Source organism: Bacteroides sp. AR29, assembly GCF_900217715.1.
Taxonomy (GTDB): domain Bacteria; phylum Bacteroidota; class Bacteroidia; order Bacteroidales; family Bacteroidaceae; genus Bacteroides; species Bacteroides uniformis.
This window is the reverse complement of record NZ_OBMS01000023.1, coordinates 38094-53755: the sequence shown is the minus strand read 5'-3', so window position 1 is coordinate 53755 and position 15662 is coordinate 38094. Positions and strand designations below refer to the sequence as shown.

29 protein-coding genes are annotated in these 15662 nt (G+C 41.4%); all 29 read left to right on the top strand.

Features of this window, described 5'->3' with window-relative positions:
• Nucleotides 1-150: 150 nt before the first annotated feature.
• The 29 genes from CSD97_RS14600 (at nt 151) to ykgO (ending at nt 15660) form a co-directional block, all read left to right on the top strand.
• On the top strand, nt 151-462 hold the full coding sequence (locus tag CSD97_RS14600; RefSeq protein WP_005825714.1) for a DUF3467 domain-containing protein: 312 nt from the start codon (nt 151-153) through the stop codon (nt 460-462).
• Between the two features lie 117 nt (nt 463-579).
• Entirely contained in the window at nt 580-981 is a 402-nt protein-coding gene (rpsL, locus tag CSD97_RS14595) for a 30S ribosomal protein S12 (RefSeq protein WP_005825712.1), read from the top strand.
• Between the two features lie 155 nt (nt 982-1136).
• Nucleotides 1137-1613, top strand: a complete 477-nt coding sequence (gene rpsG, locus CSD97_RS14590; RefSeq protein WP_005825710.1) for a 30S ribosomal protein S7 — start codon at nt 1137-1139, stop codon at nt 1611-1613.
• Nucleotides 1614-1671: 58 nt separating this feature from the next.
• Nucleotides 1672-3789, top strand: coding sequence for an elongation factor G (gene fusA / locus CSD97_RS14585; RefSeq protein WP_005833549.1), 2118 nt, complete (start codon nt 1672-1674; stop codon nt 3787-3789).
• A gap of 87 nt (nt 3790-3876) precedes the next feature.
• Nucleotides 3877-4182: a 30S ribosomal protein S10 gene (gene rpsJ, locus CSD97_RS14580; protein ID WP_004291244.1), complete on the top strand. Its 306-nt coding sequence runs from the start codon at nt 3877-3879 to the stop codon at nt 4180-4182.
• 19 nt (nt 4183-4201) lie between these two features.
• Nucleotides 4202-4819, top strand: a complete 618-nt coding sequence (gene rplC / locus CSD97_RS14575) for a 50S ribosomal protein L3 (protein ID WP_005825708.1) — start codon at nt 4202-4204, stop codon at nt 4817-4819.
• Complete coding sequence (gene rplD, locus CSD97_RS14570) at nt 4819-5445, top strand: 50S ribosomal protein L4 (protein ID WP_005825707.1); 627 nt, start codon at nt 4819-4821, stop codon at nt 5443-5445. Before rplC ends, rplD begins: the two co-directional genes overlap by 1 nt.
• 16 nt (nt 5446-5461) lie before the next feature.
• Nucleotides 5462-5755: a 50S ribosomal protein L23 gene (gene rplW, locus CSD97_RS14565; RefSeq protein WP_005825706.1), complete on the top strand. Its 294-nt coding sequence runs from the start codon at nt 5462-5464 to the stop codon at nt 5753-5755.
• A gap of 5 nt (nt 5756-5760) precedes the next feature.
• Entirely contained in the window at nt 5761-6585 is an 825-nt protein-coding gene (rplB, locus tag CSD97_RS14560) for a 50S ribosomal protein L2 (protein WP_005825705.1), read from the top strand.
• 20 nt (nt 6586-6605) lie between these two features.
• Nucleotides 6606-6875 (top strand): 30S ribosomal protein S19, encoded by a 270-nt coding sequence (gene rpsS / locus CSD97_RS14555; protein ID WP_002558070.1) that lies wholly within the window; start codon nt 6606-6608, stop codon nt 6873-6875.
• A gap of 36 nt (nt 6876-6911) precedes the next feature.
• Nucleotides 6912-7322: a 50S ribosomal protein L22 gene (rplV, locus tag CSD97_RS14550; protein WP_004291236.1), complete on the top strand. Its 411-nt coding sequence runs from the start codon at nt 6912-6914 to the stop codon at nt 7320-7322.
• 5 nt (nt 7323-7327) lie between these two features.
• Entirely contained in the window at nt 7328-8059 is a 732-nt protein-coding gene (gene rpsC / locus CSD97_RS14545; RefSeq protein ID WP_004291235.1) for a 30S ribosomal protein S3, read from the top strand.
• Nucleotides 8060-8080: 21 nt separating this feature from the next.
• A complete protein-coding gene (gene rplP / locus CSD97_RS14540; RefSeq protein ID WP_004291234.1) occupies nt 8081-8515 on the top strand; it encodes a 50S ribosomal protein L16 in 435 nt (144 codons plus the stop codon).
• 5 nt (nt 8516-8520) lie between these two features.
• The gene (gene rpmC / locus CSD97_RS14535; protein ID WP_005825702.1) at nt 8521-8718 is read left to right on the top strand and encodes a 50S ribosomal protein L29; all 198 of its coding nucleotides are present in this window, start codon (nt 8521-8523) and stop codon (nt 8716-8718) included.
• A complete protein-coding gene (gene rpsQ, locus CSD97_RS14530) occupies nt 8715-8984 on the top strand; it encodes a 30S ribosomal protein S17 (RefSeq protein WP_005825701.1) in 270 nt (89 codons plus the stop codon). Before rpmC ends, rpsQ begins: the two co-directional genes overlap by 4 nt.
• A 2-nt stretch (nt 8985-8986) precedes the next feature.
• Nucleotides 8987-9352, top strand: a complete 366-nt coding sequence (rplN, locus tag CSD97_RS14525) for a 50S ribosomal protein L14 (RefSeq protein WP_005825700.1) — start codon at nt 8987-8989, stop codon at nt 9350-9352.
• A gap of 20 nt (nt 9353-9372) precedes the next feature.
• Nucleotides 9373-9693 carry a 50S ribosomal protein L24 gene (gene rplX / locus CSD97_RS14520; protein WP_005825699.1) on the top strand — a complete coding sequence of 107 codons (321 nt, stop codon included), beginning with the start codon at nt 9373-9375 and terminating at the stop codon, nt 9691-9693.
• Nucleotides 9693-10250 carry a 50S ribosomal protein L5 gene (gene rplE, locus CSD97_RS14515; protein WP_005825698.1) on the top strand — a complete coding sequence of 186 codons (558 nt, stop codon included), beginning with the start codon at nt 9693-9695 and terminating at the stop codon, nt 10248-10250. Before rplX ends, rplE begins: the two co-directional genes overlap by 1 nt.
• 4 nt (nt 10251-10254) lie before the next feature.
• Nucleotides 10255-10554, top strand: a complete 300-nt coding sequence (rpsN, locus tag CSD97_RS14510; protein ID WP_005825697.1) for a 30S ribosomal protein S14 — start codon at nt 10255-10257, stop codon at nt 10552-10554.
• 55 nt (nt 10555-10609) lie between these two features.
• A complete protein-coding gene (gene rpsH / locus CSD97_RS14505) occupies nt 10610-11005 on the top strand; it encodes a 30S ribosomal protein S8 (protein WP_004291226.1) in 396 nt (131 codons plus the stop codon).
• A 15-nt stretch (nt 11006-11020) separates the two neighbouring features.
• Complete coding sequence (gene rplF / locus CSD97_RS14500; protein WP_098032620.1) at nt 11021-11590, top strand: 50S ribosomal protein L6; 570 nt, start codon at nt 11021-11023, stop codon at nt 11588-11590.
• 20 nt (nt 11591-11610) lie between these two features.
• Nucleotides 11611-11955 carry a 50S ribosomal protein L18 gene (gene rplR / locus CSD97_RS14495; protein ID WP_005656518.1) on the top strand — a complete coding sequence of 115 codons (345 nt, stop codon included), beginning with the start codon at nt 11611-11613 and terminating at the stop codon, nt 11953-11955.
• 5 nt (nt 11956-11960) lie between these two features.
• Nucleotides 11961-12479, top strand: coding sequence for a 30S ribosomal protein S5 (rpsE, locus tag CSD97_RS14490; RefSeq protein ID WP_005825693.1), 519 nt, complete (start codon nt 11961-11963; stop codon nt 12477-12479).
• Between the two features lie 11 nt (nt 12480-12490).
• Nucleotides 12491-12667: a 50S ribosomal protein L30 gene (gene rpmD, locus CSD97_RS14485; RefSeq protein WP_004291222.1), complete on the top strand. Its 177-nt coding sequence runs from the start codon at nt 12491-12493 to the stop codon at nt 12665-12667.
• 30 nt (nt 12668-12697) lie between these two features.
• Nucleotides 12698-13144, top strand: a complete 447-nt coding sequence (gene rplO / locus CSD97_RS14480) for a 50S ribosomal protein L15 (RefSeq protein ID WP_005825692.1) — start codon at nt 12698-12700, stop codon at nt 13142-13144.
• 4 nt (nt 13145-13148) lie between these two features.
• Nucleotides 13149-14492: a preprotein translocase subunit SecY gene (gene secY / locus CSD97_RS14475; protein ID WP_005825690.1), complete on the top strand. Its 1344-nt coding sequence runs from the start codon at nt 13149-13151 to the stop codon at nt 14490-14492.
• A gap of 13 nt (nt 14493-14505) precedes the next feature.
• The gene (map, locus tag CSD97_RS14470) at nt 14506-15306 is read left to right on the top strand and encodes a type I methionyl aminopeptidase (RefSeq protein WP_005825687.1); all 801 of its coding nucleotides are present in this window, start codon (nt 14506-14508) and stop codon (nt 15304-15306) included.
• A 9-nt stretch (nt 15307-15315) separates the two neighbouring features.
• Nucleotides 15316-15534, top strand: a complete 219-nt coding sequence (infA, locus tag CSD97_RS14465) for a translation initiation factor IF-1 (RefSeq protein ID WP_002558052.1) — start codon at nt 15316-15318, stop codon at nt 15532-15534.
• A gap of 9 nt (nt 15535-15543) precedes the next feature.
• On the top strand, nt 15544-15660 hold the full coding sequence (ykgO, locus tag CSD97_RS14460) for a type B 50S ribosomal protein L36 (RefSeq protein WP_002558051.1): 117 nt from the start codon (nt 15544-15546) through the stop codon (nt 15658-15660).
• Nucleotides 15661-15662: the final 2 nt, after the last annotated feature.

The window sequence follows — 15662 nt, the reverse complement described above, 5'->3', positions numbered from 1 at the left end:
TTACAGTGCTACTGCAAAACGGTTGCAGTGGCTTGCTCCTTTTTCAGAACGGATTATTATGTGTCTTTTTGAACTTAAATGTATATCATCCGAAAAAAAAGAGTACTTTTGGTCTATCTTTTAAGAACATTTTAAAAACAATTGTGCAACATGGAAAATCAAGAAAACAACAACGGTCAACTCCAGATAGAATTGAAGGAAGAAGTGGCGCAAGGTACATATGCCAATTTGGCTATTATAACTCATTCCAGTTCGGAATTTATTCTCGACTTTATCCGCGTGATGCCTGGAATGCCAAAGGCTGGCGTGCAATCGCGCATAGTTTTGGCACCCGAACATGCCAAGCGTTTGCTGCGTGCACTCGAAGAGAATATTGGGAAATATGAACGCGCTTTCGGACTGATTCGCATGCCGGACGAACAAACATTTCCGCCTCTTCCCAACATCAAGGGTGAAGCGTAAAATCAAAAAAAAACTTGTAGTGCATTGATTATTCAAAACTTATTAGTATCTTTGCAGCCCAAAAGTGTATAGTTTTGAATTAATATAAACAATAATATATAACTAAAAACAATTAAAATGCCTACAATTCAGCAATTAGTAAGAAAAGGACGCGAAGTGCTGGTGGAGAAATCAAAGTCTCCAGCCTTGGACTCTTGTCCTCAAAGACGTGGCGTTTGCGTGAGAGTGTATACAACCACTCCGAAGAAGCCGAATTCAGCTATGCGTAAAGTAGCTCGTGTACGTTTGACCAATGGTAAAGAGGTGAACTCTTATATTCCGGGAGAAGGTCACAACTTGCAGGAACACTCTATCGTGTTGGTACGTGGTGGTCGTGTAAAAGACCTTCCGGGTGTGCGTTATCACATCGTACGTGGTACTTTGGATACTGCAGGTGTTGCAGGTCGTACACAAAGACGTTCCAAATACGGCGCAAAACGTCCGAAACCGGGTCAAGCAGCTCCTGCTAAGAAGAAATAATCTGGTGGCCTGATTCCCAAAATAGGAAAATTTAAAGTAATAACTTACGTTTTAGTTTGTTGGAAATGCTAAAGGTTGAGTAAATTCTCCGGAGGGAGAGTTGAAGAAGACAGAAGTAAACAACCAAGAACGAAAAACATTATTCTTTCAGACAAATGAGAAAAGCAAAACCAAAAAAACGCGTTATCCTTCCGGATCCCGTGTTCAATGATGTAAAAGTTTCCAAGTTCGTGAATCACTTGATGTACGATGGAAAGAAGAATACTTCTTATGAAATCTTCTATGCTGCGTTGGAAACAGTGAAGAACAAAATGCAGAACGAAGAGAAATCCGCTCTTGAAATTTGGAAAAAAGCTCTGGATAATGTGACTCCTCAGGTGGAAGTTAAATCTCGCCGTGTGGGTGGTGCTACTTTCCAAGTCCCTACAGAAATCCGTGCTGACCGTAAAGAGTCAATTTCAATGAAGAACTTGATTATCTTTGCACGTAAGCGTGGCGGTAAATCAATGGCTGATAAGTTGGCTGCTGAAATCATGGATGCTTTCAATGAACAGGGCGGCGCTTACAAACGTAAAGAAGATATGCACAGAATGGCAGAAGCTAACCGTGCGTTTGCTCATTTCAGATTCTAATACTATAAGAGACTAACCAATTAGAAGATTAAAAAACTTAAAGTAAGGGAATTAGAAAATGGCAAAGCATGATTTACATTTGACACGTAATATCGGTATCATGGCCCACATCGATGCCGGAAAGACAACGACCTCTGAACGTATTTTGTTTTACACGGGTTTGACCCATAAAATCGGTGAGGTACACGATGGTGCCGCTACAATGGACTGGATGGAGCAAGAGCAGGAGCGTGGTATCACTATCACTTCTGCCGCTACCACCACTCGTTGGAAATATGCCGGTAATACTTATAAAATCAATTTGATTGATACTCCGGGACACGTGGACTTTACTGCTGAGGTAGAACGCTCTTTACGTGTGTTGGACGGTGCTGTCGCTGCTTATTGTGCAGTTGGTGGCGTTGAACCGCAATCTGAAACAGTTTGGCGTCAAGCAGACAAGTACAATGTGCCACGTATCGGTTATGTTAATAAAATGGACCGTTCCGGTGCAGACTTCTTCGAAGTAGTTCGCCAAATGAAGGACGTTTTGGGTGCTAATCCATGTCCTATCGTTATCCCTATTGGCGCTGAAGAAACTTTCAAGGGGTTGGTTGACCTTATTAAAATGAAAGCTATCTATTGGCATGATGAGACAATGGGGGCTGACTATACGGTGGAGGAAATTCCTGCCAATTTAGTAGACGAAGCCAATGAATGGAGAGATAAGATGCTCGAAAAAGTAGCTGAGTTTGACGATGCCTTGATGGAGAAATATTTCGATGATCCTTCTACTATTACAGAAGAAGAGGTTTTGAGAGCTCTTCGTAACGCAACAGTACAGATGGCTGTTGTTCCGATGCTGTGTGGATCTTCATTCAAGAACAAAGGTGTACAGACTTTGCTTGACTATGTTTGTGCATTCTTGCCTTCTCCGTTGGATACTCCGAATATCATAGGAACTAATCCTGATACTGGTTTGGAGGAAGATCGTAAGCCGGATGATGATGAAAAAACATCTGCTTTGGCATTTAAGATTGCTACTGACCCGTATGTCGGTCGTCTGACTTTCTTCCGTGTTTATTCAGGAAAAATTGAAGCGGGTTCTTATATTTATAATTCCCGTTCAAGGAAGAAGGAGCGCGTATCCCGTCTGTTCCAGATGCACTCAAACAAGCAGAATCCGGTAGAAGTTATCGGTGCTGGTGATATTGGTGCTGGCGTAGGTTTCAAGGATATACATACTGGTGATACATTGTGTGACGAAACTGCACCGATTGTATTGGAGTCTATGGACTTCCCGGAACCGGTAATTGGTATCGCAGTTGAGCCTAAGACTCAGAAGGATATGGATAAACTGTCAAATGGCTTGGCTAAGCTGGCTGAAGAAGATCCGACGTTTACAGTTAAGACTGACGAACAGACTGGTCAGACAGTTATCTCTGGTATGGGTGAGCTTCACTTGGATATTATCATCGACCGTCTGAAACGTGAGTTCAAGGTTGAATGTAACCAAGGTAAGCCTCAAGTTAACTATAAGGAAGCTATCACTAAGACAGTCAACTTGCGTGAAGTTTACAAGAAGCAGTCCGGTGGTCGTGGTAAGTTCGCTGATATTATCGTGAACATCGGCCCGGTTGATGAAGACTTCAAGGAAGGCGGATTGCAATTCGTCGACGAAGTGAAGGGTGGTAACATTCCTAAGGAATTTATCCCGTCTGTACAGAAGGGCTTCACTACTGCCATGAAGAATGGTGTGTTGGCAGGTTATCCGTTGGATTCACTGAAAGTAACCTTGATTGACGGTTCTTTCCACCCGGTTGACTCTGACCAGTTGTCATTCGAAATCTGTGCTATCCAGGCATATAAGAATGCTTGTGCTAAGGCAGGTCCGGTGCTGATGGAGCCTATCATGAAGCTGGAAGTTGTTACTCCGGAAGAGAACATGGGTGACGTTATCGGTGACTTGAACAAGCGTCGTGGCCAGGTGGAAGGTATGGAATCCAGCCGTTCCGGTGCACGTATCGTGAAGGCAATGGTTCCGCTGGCAGAAATGTTCGGTTACGTAACAGCATTGCGTACCATCACTTCTGGTCGTGCAACCTCTTCAATGGTATACTCTCACCACGCCCAGGTTTCCAACTCTATTGCCAAGGCAGTATTGGAGGAAGTAAAAGGTCGTGCTGACTTAATCTAAAAAAAACTTGAAGTCCCGTAGGCTAGCGAATGACTCTTAGCCTGCGGAACTTCATCTTATATAACTATTTAATAATTAAAGACAGTAATGAGTCAAAAAATTAGAATCAAACTGAAATCTTACGACCACAACTTGGTTGACAAGTCAGCTGAGAAGATTGTAAGAACGGTGAAGACAACGGGCGCCATCGTTAGCGGTCCGATTCCTCTTCCTACGCACAAGCGTATCTTTACCGTGAACCGTTCGACTTTCGTTAACAAGAAGTCGCGTGAACAATTCGAACTCTCTTCTTACAAGAGACTGATTGACATCTATAGCTCAACAGCTAAGACAGTAGATGCTCTGATGAAGTTGGAGTTGCCGAGTGGTGTGGAAGTAGAAATCAAAGTGTAAGTATTAAAAATTAAGTGAAATGCCAGGATTATTAGGAAAAAAAATCGGAATGACATCCGTTTTCAGTGCCGAGGGTAAGAATGTACCATGCACTGTTATCGAAGCAGGTCCTTGTGTTGTTACTCAAGTGAAAACTGTAGAAAAGGACGGTTATGAAGCTGTTCAGCTGGGCTTCCAGGACAAGAAGGAGAAGCACACTACAAAGCCTTTGATGGGGCACTTTAAGAAAGCTGGAGTAACTCCCAAGAAACACTTGGCTGAGTTCAAAGAATTTGAAACAGAGTTGAATCTGGGTGACACTGTTACCGTAGAACTGTTCAATGACGCAACTTTTGTTGACGTTGTAGGTACTTCTAAGGGTAAAGGTTTCCAGGGTGTAGTAAAACGCCATGGTTTTGGTGGTGTAGGCCAGACTACTCACGGTCAGCACAACCGCGCTCGTAAGCCGGGTTCTATCGGTGCTTGTTCTTACCCTGCAAAAGTTTTCAAAGGAATGCGCATGGGCGGACAGCTTGGTGGCGACAGAGTAACTGTTCAAAACCTGCAGGTATTAAAGGTAATCGCGGAGCACAATCTTCTTTTGATTAAGGGATCTGTTCCTGGTTGCAAAGGTTCAATCGTAATAATTGAGAAATAATGGAAGTTAACGTATATAACATTAAAGGTGAAGACACTGGGAGAAAGATTACGTTAAACGAGTCTATCTTCGGAATTGAGCCCAACGACCACGCTATCTACTTGGATGTTAAACAGTTTATGGCTAACCAGCGTCAGGGTACACACAAGTCAAAGGAAAGAAGCGAAATCAGTGGTTCTACTCGTAAAATCGGTCGCCAGAAAGGTGGTGGTGGTGCACGTCGTGGTGACATGAACTCACCGGTACTTGTTGGTGGTGGACGCGTATTCGGTCCGAAACCGAGAGATTACTACTTCAAATTAAACAAAAAAGTAAAGGCTCTGGCTCGTAAGTCAGCTTTGTCATACAAGGCTCAGAACAACGCAGTTGTAGTAGTAGAAGACTTCTCTTTTGAAGCTCCGAAGACTAAAGATTTTGTTGCAATGACAAAAAATCTTAAAGTTTCTGACAAAAAGCTGCTTGTGATTTTACCAGAAGCAAATAAAAACGTATATTTGTCGGCTCGTAATGTGAAGGGTGCTAATGTGCAGACTATCTCAGGGTTAAATACTTACAGAGTATTGGACGCTGGGGTCGTTGTGTTTGCTGAAAGTGCACTTTCTGCTATCGACAATATCTTAATGTAAAAAGGAGGCTTAAATAATGGGAATTATTATTAAACCGTTAGTGACAGAGAAGATGACTGCAATTACTGATAAGACGAATAATCGTTTCGGCTTTATCGTGCGTCCTGAAGCTAATAAACTGGAAATTAAGAAGGAAGTTGAAGCCCTTTACAACGTTACAGTAGTTGATGTGAATACAATGAAGTATGCCGGCAAAAACAAGAGCCGCTATACTCGTGCCGGTATCATCAACGGACGTACGAATGCGTTCAAGAAGGCTATCGTTACGTTGAAAGAAGGAGATACTATTGATTTTTATAGCAATATTTAATAAAAATGGCAGTACGTAAATTTAAGCCCACAACACCGGGGCAAAGACATAAAATTATTGGTACTTACGAAGAGATTACTGCACGGGTACCAGAAAAGTCTCTTGTATTTGGTAAGAAATCTTCAGGTGGTCGTAACAACGAAGGTAAGATGACTATGCGCTACATCGGTGGCGGTAGTAAGAAGATTATTCGTATCGTAGATTTCAAGAGAAATAAAGACGGTGTGCCTGCAGTGGTTAAAACAATTGAATACGATCCGAATCGTTCGGCTCGTATCGCTTTGTTGTTTTATGCAGATGGAGAAAAAAGATATATTATTGCTCCCAATGGATTGCAAGTTGGTACGACTTTGATGTCAGGTGAGACTGCCGCTCCGGAAATCGGAAACGCACTTCCGCTTCAGAATATTCCGGTCGGTACTGTAATTCACAACATCGAATTACGTCCGGGACAAGGCGCTGCCTTGGTTCGCTCGGCTGGTAACTTCGCTCAGTTGACTTCTAGAGAAGGTAAGTACTGCGTTATCAAGTTGCCTTCAGGTGAGGTTCGTCAGATCCTCAGTACTTGTAAGGCTACTATTGGTAGTGTAGGTAACTCAGATCATGGATTGGAAAGTTCAGGTAAAGCTGGACGTTCTCGTTGGTTAGGACGTCGTCCGCGTAACCGTGGTGTTGTTATGAACCCGGTTGATCACCCGATGGGTGGTGGTGAAGGACGTGCTTCAGGAGGACACCCGAGATCTCGTAAGGGATTGTACGCTAAGGGTCTTAAGACAAGAGCTCCGAAGAAACAATCGTCTAAGTATATTATTGAGAGAAGAAAGAAGTAATCTGATTAATTGAGTAAATTATGAGTCGTTCATTAAAAAAAGGTCCGTATATTAACGTTAAGCTTGAGAAGAAAGTGCTTGCCATGAATGAATCGGGCAAGAAAGTGGTAGTTAAGACCTGGGCCAGAGCTTCAATGATTTCGCCTGATTTCGTAGGCCATACTGTTGCAGTTCACAACGGAAATAAATTTATTCCTGTTTATGTTACCGAAAATATGGTAGGACACAAGTTGGGCGAATTTGCTCCAACTCGTACTTTCAGAGGACACGCTGGTAACAAGAAAAAATAAAACAGGATTTATCTGAAATAATAAAGTAATAATATAATGGGAGCAAGAAAAAAAATATCGGCTGAAAAAAGAAAAGAAGCCCTTAAGACCATGTATTTTGCGAAATTGCAAAATGTTCCTACTTCCCCCCGTAAAATGCGTCTCGTGGCTGACATGATTCGCGGGATGGAGGTGAACAGAGCACTCGGCGTTTTGAAGTTCTCTTCAAAAGAGGCTGCCGCAAGAGTGGAAAAGTTGCTGCGCTCTGCAATTGCTAACTGGGAGCAGAAAAACGAACGTAAAGCTGAAAGTGGCGAGCTGTTCGTAACCAAGATTTTTGTTGATGGTGGTGCTACACTCAAAAGAATGAGACCGGCTCCGCAGGGTAGAGGTTACAGAATTCGTAAACGTTCAAACCACGTAACGTTGTTCGTTGGTTCTAAAAGTAATAACGAAGATCAAAATTAAGGTAAATGGGACAAAAAGTTAATCCAATAAGCAACCGTTTAGGAATTATCAGAGGATGGGATTCCAATTGGTATGGTGGAAAGAATTACGGCGATTCTCTGCTGGAAGATAGCAAGATTCGTAAATATTTGAACGCTCGTCTGGCAAAGGCTAGTGTGTCAAGAATTGTAATTGAACGTACACTGAAACTCGTGACTATTACCGTTTGTACTGCACGTCCGGGTATCATTATCGGCAAAGGTGGCCAAGAAGTTGACAAGTTGAAAGAGGAGTTGAAGAAGGTTACTGATAAGGATATTCAGATTAATATCTTCGAAGTTAAGAGACCAGAGTTGGATGCTGTTATCGTGGCTAACAACATTGCCCGTCAGGTTGAAGGTAAAATAGCCTACCGTCGTGCCATCAAGATGGCTATTGCCAATACAATGCGTATGGGTGCGGAAGGTATTAAGATTCAGATTTCAGGACGTTTGAATGGTGCAGAAATGGCCCGTTCTGAAATGTATAAGGAAGGAAGAACTCCGTTGCACACTTTCAGAGCAGATATCGACTATTGTCATGCAGAAGCATTGACTAAGGTTGGTCTTCTCGGCATTAAAGTTTGGATTTGTAGAGGTGAAGTTTATGGTAAGAAGGAGTTGGCTCCGAACTTTACGCAAAGCAAGGAAAGTGGTCGTGGAAGCAATAGCGGAAACAATGGCGGAAAGAACTTCAAAAGAAAGAAAAATAATCGCTAACGAATTTGATTTTTAGGAATTATGTTACAACCGAAAAAAACAAAATTCAGAAGACAACAAAAAGGCCGTCAAAAGGGTAATGCCCAAAGAGGAAACCAGTTGGCTTTCGGATCTTTTGGTATTAAGGCCTTGGAAACGAAATGGATTACAGGCCGTCAGATTGAAGCTGCGCGTATTGCAGTGACAAGATATATGCAACGTCAAGGACAGATTTGGATTCGTATTTTCCCCGACAAACCTATCACCAGAAAGCCTGCTGATGTGCGTATGGGTAAGGGTAAGGGTGCGCCGGAAGGATTCGTAGCGCCTGTTACACCGGGTAGAATTATTATCGAAGCCGAAGGAGTATCTTATGAAATCGCTAAAGAAGCTTTGCGCTTGGCTGCACAGAAGCTTCCTATCACAACTAAGTTTGTGGTTAGACGTGATTATGATATTCAAAATCAAAATGCGTAAGAAGTATGAAAACAGCAGAAATTAAAGAGATGCCTACCAGTGACTTGGTAGAAAGAGTTGAAGCAGAAGTAGCTAATTACAACCAAGTGATTTTAAATCATTCTATTTCTCCTTTGGATAATCCTGCTCAGATCAAACAATTACGCAGGACTATTGCGCGTATGAAGACTGAATTACGCCAAAGAGAACTTAACAATAAATGATGAGCTTGATGGAAGCAAGAAATTTAAGAAAAGAAAGAACTGGGGTTGTGCTGAGCAACAAGATGGATAAGACCATTACAGTAGCAGCTAAGTTTAAGGAGAAACACCCCATATATGGTAAGTTCGTTAGCAAGACGAAGAAGTACCATGCTCATGATGAAAAGAATGAGTGCAATATCGGCGATACTGTACACATCATGGAAACTCGTCCTTTGAGCAAGACTAAGAGATGGAGATTGGTAGAAATAATTGAAAGAGCTAAGTAATTATGATACAAGTAGAATCCAGACTTACAGTATGTGATAATAGTGGGGCAAAAGAGGCTCTCTGTATCCGCGTTTTGGGTGGTACAGGTCGTCGCTATGCTTCAGTAGGGGACGTGATTGTCGTTTCTGTTAAGAGCGTTATCCCTTCAAGTGATATTAAAAAAGGTGCAGTGTCTAAAGCTTTGATCGTACGTACTAAGAAAGAAATCCGTCGTGCTGATGGCTCTTACATACGTTTTGATGATAATGCTTGCGTGTTGTTGAACAATGCAGGTGAAATTAGAGGTAGTCGTATTTTCGGTCCGGTAGCTCGTGAACTTCGTGCTACTAACATGAAAGTTGTGTCACTCGCTCCTGAAGTACTTTAATATTGTAAAAGATTTGAGTAATGAGTAAATTACATATTAAAAAAGGCGATACAGTTTATGTAAACTCCGGTGAAGACAAGGGTAAGACTGGTCGTGTATTGAAGGTTCTTGTTGATAAAAACCGCGCAATCGTTGAAGGTATCAACATGGTGTCTAAGAGCACAAAACCGAATGCTAAGAACCCGCAAGGTGGTATTGTGAAGCAAGAAGCTTCTATCCACTTGTCAAACTTGAACCCCGTTGATCCAAAGACTGGCAAAGCAACGCGTGTTGGTAGAAAAGTAAGTGCTGAAGGCACTTTAGTGCGTTATTCTAAAAAATCAGGAGAGGAGATTAAGTAATGAGTAATACTGCTAGCCTTAAGAAAGAATATGCAGAGCGTATTGCGCCTGCATTGAAATCACAGTTCCAGTATTCTTCTTCTATGCAGATACCCGTACTTAAGAAGATTGTTATCAATCAGGGTCTGGGTATGGCTGTTGCCGACAAGAAGATTATTGAAGTGGCAATTAATGAAATGACTACTATCACTGGCCAGAAAGCCGTGGCAACCATTTCTCGTAAGGATATTGCAAACTTTAAGTTGCGTAAGAAAATGCCGATTGGCGTTATGGTAACTCTGCGTCGTGAGAGAATGTACGAATTCCTTGAAAAGTTGGTTCGTGTAGCTCTGCCTCGTATCCGCGACTTCAAGGGTATTGAAAGTAAGTTCGATGGTAAGGGTAACTATACCCTTGGTATTCAGGAACAAATCATTTTCCCTGAAATTAATATCGATAGTATTACTAGAATTCTCGGAATGAATATTACCTTTGTAACCTCTGCGCAAACAGATGAAGAAGGGTATGCCTTGTTGAAAGAATTCGGTTTACCGTTTAAAAACGCTAAAAAAGATTGATAATATGGCAAAGGAATCAATGAAAGCACGCGAAGTAAAGCGTGCTAAATTAGTAGCCAGATATGCCGAGAAAAGAGCTGCGTTGAAGCAAATCGTTAGAACCGGTGATCCTGCTGAAGCTTTTGAAGCTGCACAGAAATTGCAGGATTTGCCTAAAAATTCTAACCCGATTCGCATGCACAACCGTTGCAAGCTGACAGGTCGTCCCAAAGGATATATCCGTCAGTTTGGCATCTCCAGAATCCAGTTCCGTGAGATGGCTTCTAACGGTCTTATTCCCGGTGTAAAGAAAGCAAGCTGGTAATTATTGTTTTTAAATATTGTCAGGGTAGGCCTGATTAATTTAATTTATTTTTTATATGACTGATCCAATAGCAGATTATTTGACGAGGTTGCGGAACGCTATTCAAGCGAAGCACAGAGTTGTGGAAGTTCCGGCTTCTAATTTGAAAAAAGAAATCACTAAGATTCTTTTTGAAAAGGGCTACATTCTTAATTATAAGTTTGTAGAAGATGGTCCTCAAGGTACAATCAAAGTTGCCTTGAAGTATGATCCGGTAAACAAGGTTAACGCAATCAAGAAGCTGGAGAGAATCTCTTCTCCGGGTTTGCGTCAATATACCGGTTATAAAGACATGCCGCGTGTTATTAATGGTTTGGGTATTGCTATAATATCTACTTCCAAGGGTGTAATGACCAACAAAGAAGCCGCTGAACTGAAGATTGGTGGTGAAGTTTTGTGTTATGTATATTAATAGGAGGAATTAGCAATGTCAAGAATAGGAAAATTACCCATTAGTATTCCCGCTGGAGTAACAGTTACTCTGAAAGATGACGTGGTTACCGTTAAGGGACCCAAAGGCGAAATGAGCCAATATGTAAATCCTGCTATCAATGTTGCCATCGAAGACGGTCATGTTGTTTTGGCTGAGAATGAAAATGCAATGCTGGATAACCCCAAGCAAAAGCATGCATTCCATGGATTATACCGTTCATTGGTGCACAACATGGTTGTTGGTGTATCAGAAGGATATAAGAAAGAATTGGAACTTGTCGGTGTAGGTTACCGTGCCTCTAACCAGGGAAATATCATTGAACTGGCTTTAGGTTATACTCACAGTATCTTTATACAGTTGCCTCCTGAAGTTAAAGTTGAGACTAAGTCTGAAAGAAACAAGAATCCTTTGATTATATTGGAATCTTGCGACAAGCAGTTACTTGGTCAAGTTTGCTCTAAAATACGTTCTTTCCGTAAGCCTGAACCGTATAAGGGTAAGGGTATTAAGTTTGTTGGCGAAGAAATTCGTAGAAAGTCTGGTAAATCAGCTGGTGCTAAATAATCATTTAAATTGATATTATTATGACAACAAAAATAGAAAGACGAATTAAGATCAAATATAGAGTACGCAACAAAATTTCAGGTACTACTGAATGCCCGCGTATGAGTGTATTTAGAAGTAACAAGCAAATCTATGTTCAGATTATCGATGACTTGTCCGGTAAGACATTGGCTGCCGCTTCTTCGTTGGGTATGACTGAAAAAATGCCAAAGAAGGAACAAGCTGCTAAAGTAGGTGAACTGATTGCGAAAAAAGCTCAGGAAGCAGGTATTACTACTGTTGTTTTCGACCGTAATGGTTACTTGTATCATGGGAGAGTAAAAGAGGTGGCTGATGCTGCCCGTAACGGTGGACTTAAATTTTAATCATTATGGCAGGACTTAATAATAGAGTTAAGATTACAAACGATATAGAGCTGAAAGACAGATTGGTTGCTATTAATCGTGTAACCAAAGTAACCAAAGGTGGTAGAACTTTTAGTTTCTCTGCTATTGTGGTAGTAGGAAACGAAGAAGGCATCATCGGTTGGGGCCTTGGTAAAGCTGGTGAAGTAACCGCTGCTATTGCCAAAGGTGTTGAATCTGCAAAGAAAAACCTGACAAGAGTGCCTGTACTGAAAGGTACAGTTCCTCACGAACAGTCTGCAAAGTTCGGTGGCGCTGAAGTATTTATTAAACCGGCTTCTCACGGTACCGGTGTTGTTGCTGGCGGTGCAATGCGTGCCGTATTGGAAAGTGTTGGTGTAACAGACGTTTTGGCTAAGTCAAAAGGTTCTTCCAACCCGCACAACTTGGTAAAGGCTACTATCTTGGCATTGAGTGAAATGCGCGATGCTCGTATGGTTGCCCAGAACAGAGGAGTTAGTATGGAAAAAGTATTTAGAGGATAAGGAGGAAGAATATGTCGACTATAAAGATTAAACAAGTTAAAAGTAGAATTGGTGCTCCTGCTGATCAGAAGAGAACTCTCGATGCACTGGGACTTCATAAGTTGAATCGTGTGGTTGAACACGAATGCACTCCTTCAATTCTTGGAATGGTGGATAAGGTTAAACACTTGGTTACCATTGTTAAGTAATTATTTGTTGAATATAAAACGAATTACAATATGAACTTAAGTAATTTAAAACCTGCAGAGGGATCTACTAAAACAAGAAAGAGAATTGGACGTGGTCCGGGTTCTGGCTTGGGAGGTACTTCTACTAGAGGTCATAAAGGAGCTAAATCAAGATCTGGATACTCTAAGAAAATCGGTTTTGAAGGTGGTCAGATGCCTCTTCAACGTCGTGTACCTAAGTTTGGCTTTAAAAATATCAATCGTGTAGAGTATAAGGCTATCAACTTGGATACAATTCAGAAATTGGCTGAAGCAAAGAACTTGCAGACTGTAGGTATCAGTGACTTCATTGCTGCTGGTTTCATTTCTGCAAGCCAGTTGGTAAAAGTATTAGGTAACGGAACTTTGACTGCTAAGTTGGATGTACAAGCACATGCATTTTCTAAGACTGCTGTTGCTGCCATCGAAGCTGCTGGTGGACAAGTAGTAAAACTCTAATTCAATGAGAAAAGCTATTGAAACATTAAAGAATATATGGAAAATTGAGGATCTGAGACAACGGATCCTCATTACCATATTGTTTGTGGCAATCTACCGTTTTGGTTCGTATGTCGTTTTGCCGGGTATCAATCCGTCAATGCTGACACAATTGCATCAACAGACAAGCGAAGGTCTTTTAGCCTTGTTAAATATGTTTTCCGGAGGAGCATTTTCCAATGCCTCTATTTTTGCATTGGGTATCATGCCGTACATCTCTGCCTCCATTGTGATTCAGTTGCTGGGTATTGCGGTTCCGTATTTCCAGAAATTGCAGCGCGAAGGTGAGAGTGGTAGAAGAAAAATGAATCAATATACTCGTTATCTGACGATTCTTATTCTTTTGGTTCAGGCTCCTTCTTATTTGCTCAATCTTAAGATGCAGGCTGGTCCTTCTTTAAATGCTTCATTAGATTGGACTCTGTTTATGTTTACTTCTACCATTATTTTAGCGGCTGGAAGTATGTTTATTTTGTGGCTTGGTGAGAGAATTACGGATAAGGGTATCGGTAATGGTATTTCGCTGATTATCATGATTGGTATCATCGCCCGTCTGCCACAGTCCTTATTCCAGGAATTGATTTCCCGTATGACGGACAAGACTGGTGGTCTGGTAATGTTCTTGATTGAGCTTGTTGTTCTGCTGGTTGTTATTGCATTCGCTATTCTTTTGGTGCAGGGAACTAGAAAGATTCCTGTACAATATGCGAAGAAGATCGTGGGTAACAAGCAATATGGCGGTGCTAGACAGTATATTCCTTTGAAGGTGAATGCTGCTAACGTGATGCCTATCATTTTTGCTCAGGCTATCATGTTTATTCCTATCACTCTTGTTGGGTTCTCAAATGTAAATGATGCAAGTGGTTTCGTACGTGCATTGACTGATCATACAAGCTTTTGGTATAATTTGATTTTTGCAGTGTTGATTATATTGTTTACGTATTTCTATACTGCAATTACTATTAACCCGACTCAGATGGCTGAAGATATGAAGAGAAACAATGGTTTTATTCCGGGTATCAAGCCAGGAAAGCAAACTGCTGAGTATATTGACGTGATTATGTCGCGTATTACTTTGCCTGGTTCTTTCTTCTTGGCCTTGGTTGCCATTATGCCTGCGTTTGCCGGTATATTCGGTGTGAAAGCTGAGTTTGCTCAATTCTTTGGCGGTACATCTTTGTTAATCCTTGTGGGTGTGGTGCTTGATACTCTCCAGCAGGTAGAAAGTCATTTGTTGATGAGACACTATGACGGTTTGCTGAAATCCGGACGTATTAAAGGCCGCAGTGGTAATGTAGCTGCATATTAATCTTTTTTGAAGAATGATATTTCTTAAAACAGAAGATGAAATAGAGCTGCTCCGCAAGAGTAATTTGCTTGTTGGAAAGACGTTGGCTGAGATAGCTAAGGTTATAAAGCCCGGAGTGACAACAAAAGAGCTGGATAGGGTGGCGGAAGAGTTCATCAGAGACAATGGTGCTGTTCCAACCTTTAAAGGTTTTCCTAATCAATATGGCGATCCGTTTCCAGCTTCTATTTGCACATCTGTAAATGACCAGGTGGTACATGGTATTCCGGGAGATGATGTGGTACTGAAAGATGGTGATATCGTGTCTGTTGATTGTGGTACTTACATGAATGGCTTTTGTGGCGACTCAGCCTATACGTTTTGTGTAGGTGAAGTTGACGAAGAAGTCCGCAAATTACTGAAGGTTACTAAAGAAGCATTGTACATAGGGATACAGAATGCCGTTCACGGCAAGCGGTTGGGTGATATCGGTTATGCGATACAGCAGCACTGCGAATCTAATTCTTATGGTGTGGTGCGTGAGTTTGTGGGTCACGGAATAGGCAAGGAAATGCATGAAGATCCTCAGGTTCCCAATTACGGAAAGCGTGGTTATGGGACAATGCTGAAGAAAGGCTTGTGCATTGCCATTGAACCGATGATAACTTTAGGTAACCGACAAATACTCATGGAGCGTGATGGCTGGACGGTGAGGACAAAAGACCGCAAGTGTGCAGCTCATTTTGAACATACGATAGCAGTCGGCACTGGTGAAGCTGATATATTGTCATCATTCGAGTTCATTGAAGAAGTATTAGGAGATAAAGCAATTTAAGAAATTAATATGGCAAAGCAATCTGCAATAGAACAAGATGGAGTTATAGTTGAAGCATTGTCTAATGCAATGTTTCGTGTTGAATTAGAAAACGGACATGAGATTACTGCACATATTTCCGGTAAGATGCGGATGCATTACATCAAAATCCTGCCAGGGGATAAAGTAAGAGTCGAAATGTCTCCTTACGATTTATCGAAAGGAAGAATTGTATTTAGATATAAATAAAATTAAGATATGAAAGTAAGAGCATCCTTAAAGAAACGTACGCCAGAGTGTAAGATCGTTAGACGTAATGGCCGTTTGTATGTTATTAACAAGAAAAATCCTAAGTATAAACAACGTCAAGGATAATA

What these genes read in the sequence shown, in the direction of transcription:
- CSD97_RS14600 (WP_005825714.1), top strand. Translation starts at nt 151, where the DNA reads ATGGAAAATCAAGAAAACAACAACGGTCAACTCCAGATAGAATTGAAG.
- rpsL (WP_005825712.1), top strand. Translation starts at nt 580, where the DNA reads ATGCCTACAATTCAGCAATTAGTAAGAAAAGGACGCGAAGTGCTGGTG.
- rpsG (WP_005825710.1), top strand. Translation starts at nt 1,137, where the DNA reads ATGAGAAAAGCAAAACCAAAAAAACGCGTTATCCTTCCGGATCCCGTG.
- fusA (WP_005833549.1), top strand. Translation starts at nt 1,672, where the DNA reads ATGGCAAAGCATGATTTACATTTGACACGTAATATCGGTATCATGGCC.
- rpsJ (WP_004291244.1), top strand. Translation starts at nt 3,877, where the DNA reads ATGAGTCAAAAAATTAGAATCAAACTGAAATCTTACGACCACAACTTG.
- rplC (WP_005825708.1), top strand. Translation starts at nt 4,202, where the DNA reads ATGCCAGGATTATTAGGAAAAAAAATCGGAATGACATCCGTTTTCAGT.
- rplD (WP_005825707.1), top strand. Translation starts at nt 4,819, where the DNA reads ATGGAAGTTAACGTATATAACATTAAAGGTGAAGACACTGGGAGAAAG.
- rplW (WP_005825706.1), top strand. Translation starts at nt 5,462, where the DNA reads ATGGGAATTATTATTAAACCGTTAGTGACAGAGAAGATGACTGCAATT.
- rplB (WP_005825705.1), top strand. Translation starts at nt 5,761, where the DNA reads ATGGCAGTACGTAAATTTAAGCCCACAACACCGGGGCAAAGACATAAA.
- rpsS (WP_002558070.1), top strand. Translation starts at nt 6,606, where the DNA reads ATGAGTCGTTCATTAAAAAAAGGTCCGTATATTAACGTTAAGCTTGAG.
- rplV (WP_004291236.1), top strand. Translation starts at nt 6,912, where the DNA reads ATGGGAGCAAGAAAAAAAATATCGGCTGAAAAAAGAAAAGAAGCCCTT.
- rpsC (WP_004291235.1), top strand. Translation starts at nt 7,328, where the DNA reads ATGGGACAAAAAGTTAATCCAATAAGCAACCGTTTAGGAATTATCAGA.
- rplP (WP_004291234.1), top strand. Translation starts at nt 8,081, where the DNA reads ATGTTACAACCGAAAAAAACAAAATTCAGAAGACAACAAAAAGGCCGT.
- rpmC (WP_005825702.1), top strand. Translation starts at nt 8,521, where the DNA reads ATGAAAACAGCAGAAATTAAAGAGATGCCTACCAGTGACTTGGTAGAA.
- rpsQ (WP_005825701.1), top strand. Translation starts at nt 8,715, where the DNA reads ATGATGAGCTTGATGGAAGCAAGAAATTTAAGAAAAGAAAGAACTGGG.
- rplN (WP_005825700.1), top strand. Translation starts at nt 8,987, where the DNA reads ATGATACAAGTAGAATCCAGACTTACAGTATGTGATAATAGTGGGGCA.
- rplX (WP_005825699.1), top strand. Translation starts at nt 9,373, where the DNA reads ATGAGTAAATTACATATTAAAAAAGGCGATACAGTTTATGTAAACTCC.
- rplE (WP_005825698.1), top strand. Translation starts at nt 9,693, where the DNA reads ATGAGTAATACTGCTAGCCTTAAGAAAGAATATGCAGAGCGTATTGCG.
- rpsN (WP_005825697.1), top strand. Translation starts at nt 10,255, where the DNA reads ATGGCAAAGGAATCAATGAAAGCACGCGAAGTAAAGCGTGCTAAATTA.
- rpsH (WP_004291226.1), top strand. Translation starts at nt 10,610, where the DNA reads ATGACTGATCCAATAGCAGATTATTTGACGAGGTTGCGGAACGCTATT.
- rplF (WP_098032620.1), top strand. Translation starts at nt 11,021, where the DNA reads ATGTCAAGAATAGGAAAATTACCCATTAGTATTCCCGCTGGAGTAACA.
- rplR (WP_005656518.1), top strand. Translation starts at nt 11,611, where the DNA reads ATGACAACAAAAATAGAAAGACGAATTAAGATCAAATATAGAGTACGC.
- rpsE (WP_005825693.1), top strand. Translation starts at nt 11,961, where the DNA reads ATGGCAGGACTTAATAATAGAGTTAAGATTACAAACGATATAGAGCTG.
- rpmD (WP_004291222.1), top strand. Translation starts at nt 12,491, where the DNA reads ATGTCGACTATAAAGATTAAACAAGTTAAAAGTAGAATTGGTGCTCCT.
- rplO (WP_005825692.1), top strand. Translation starts at nt 12,698, where the DNA reads ATGAACTTAAGTAATTTAAAACCTGCAGAGGGATCTACTAAAACAAGA.
- secY (WP_005825690.1), top strand. Translation starts at nt 13,149, where the DNA reads ATGAGAAAAGCTATTGAAACATTAAAGAATATATGGAAAATTGAGGAT.
- map (WP_005825687.1), top strand. Translation starts at nt 14,506, where the DNA reads ATGATATTTCTTAAAACAGAAGATGAAATAGAGCTGCTCCGCAAGAGT.
- infA (WP_002558052.1), top strand. Translation starts at nt 15,316, where the DNA reads ATGGCAAAGCAATCTGCAATAGAACAAGATGGAGTTATAGTTGAAGCA.
- ykgO (WP_002558051.1), top strand. Translation starts at nt 15,544, where the DNA reads ATGAAAGTAAGAGCATCCTTAAAGAAACGTACGCCAGAGTGTAAGATC.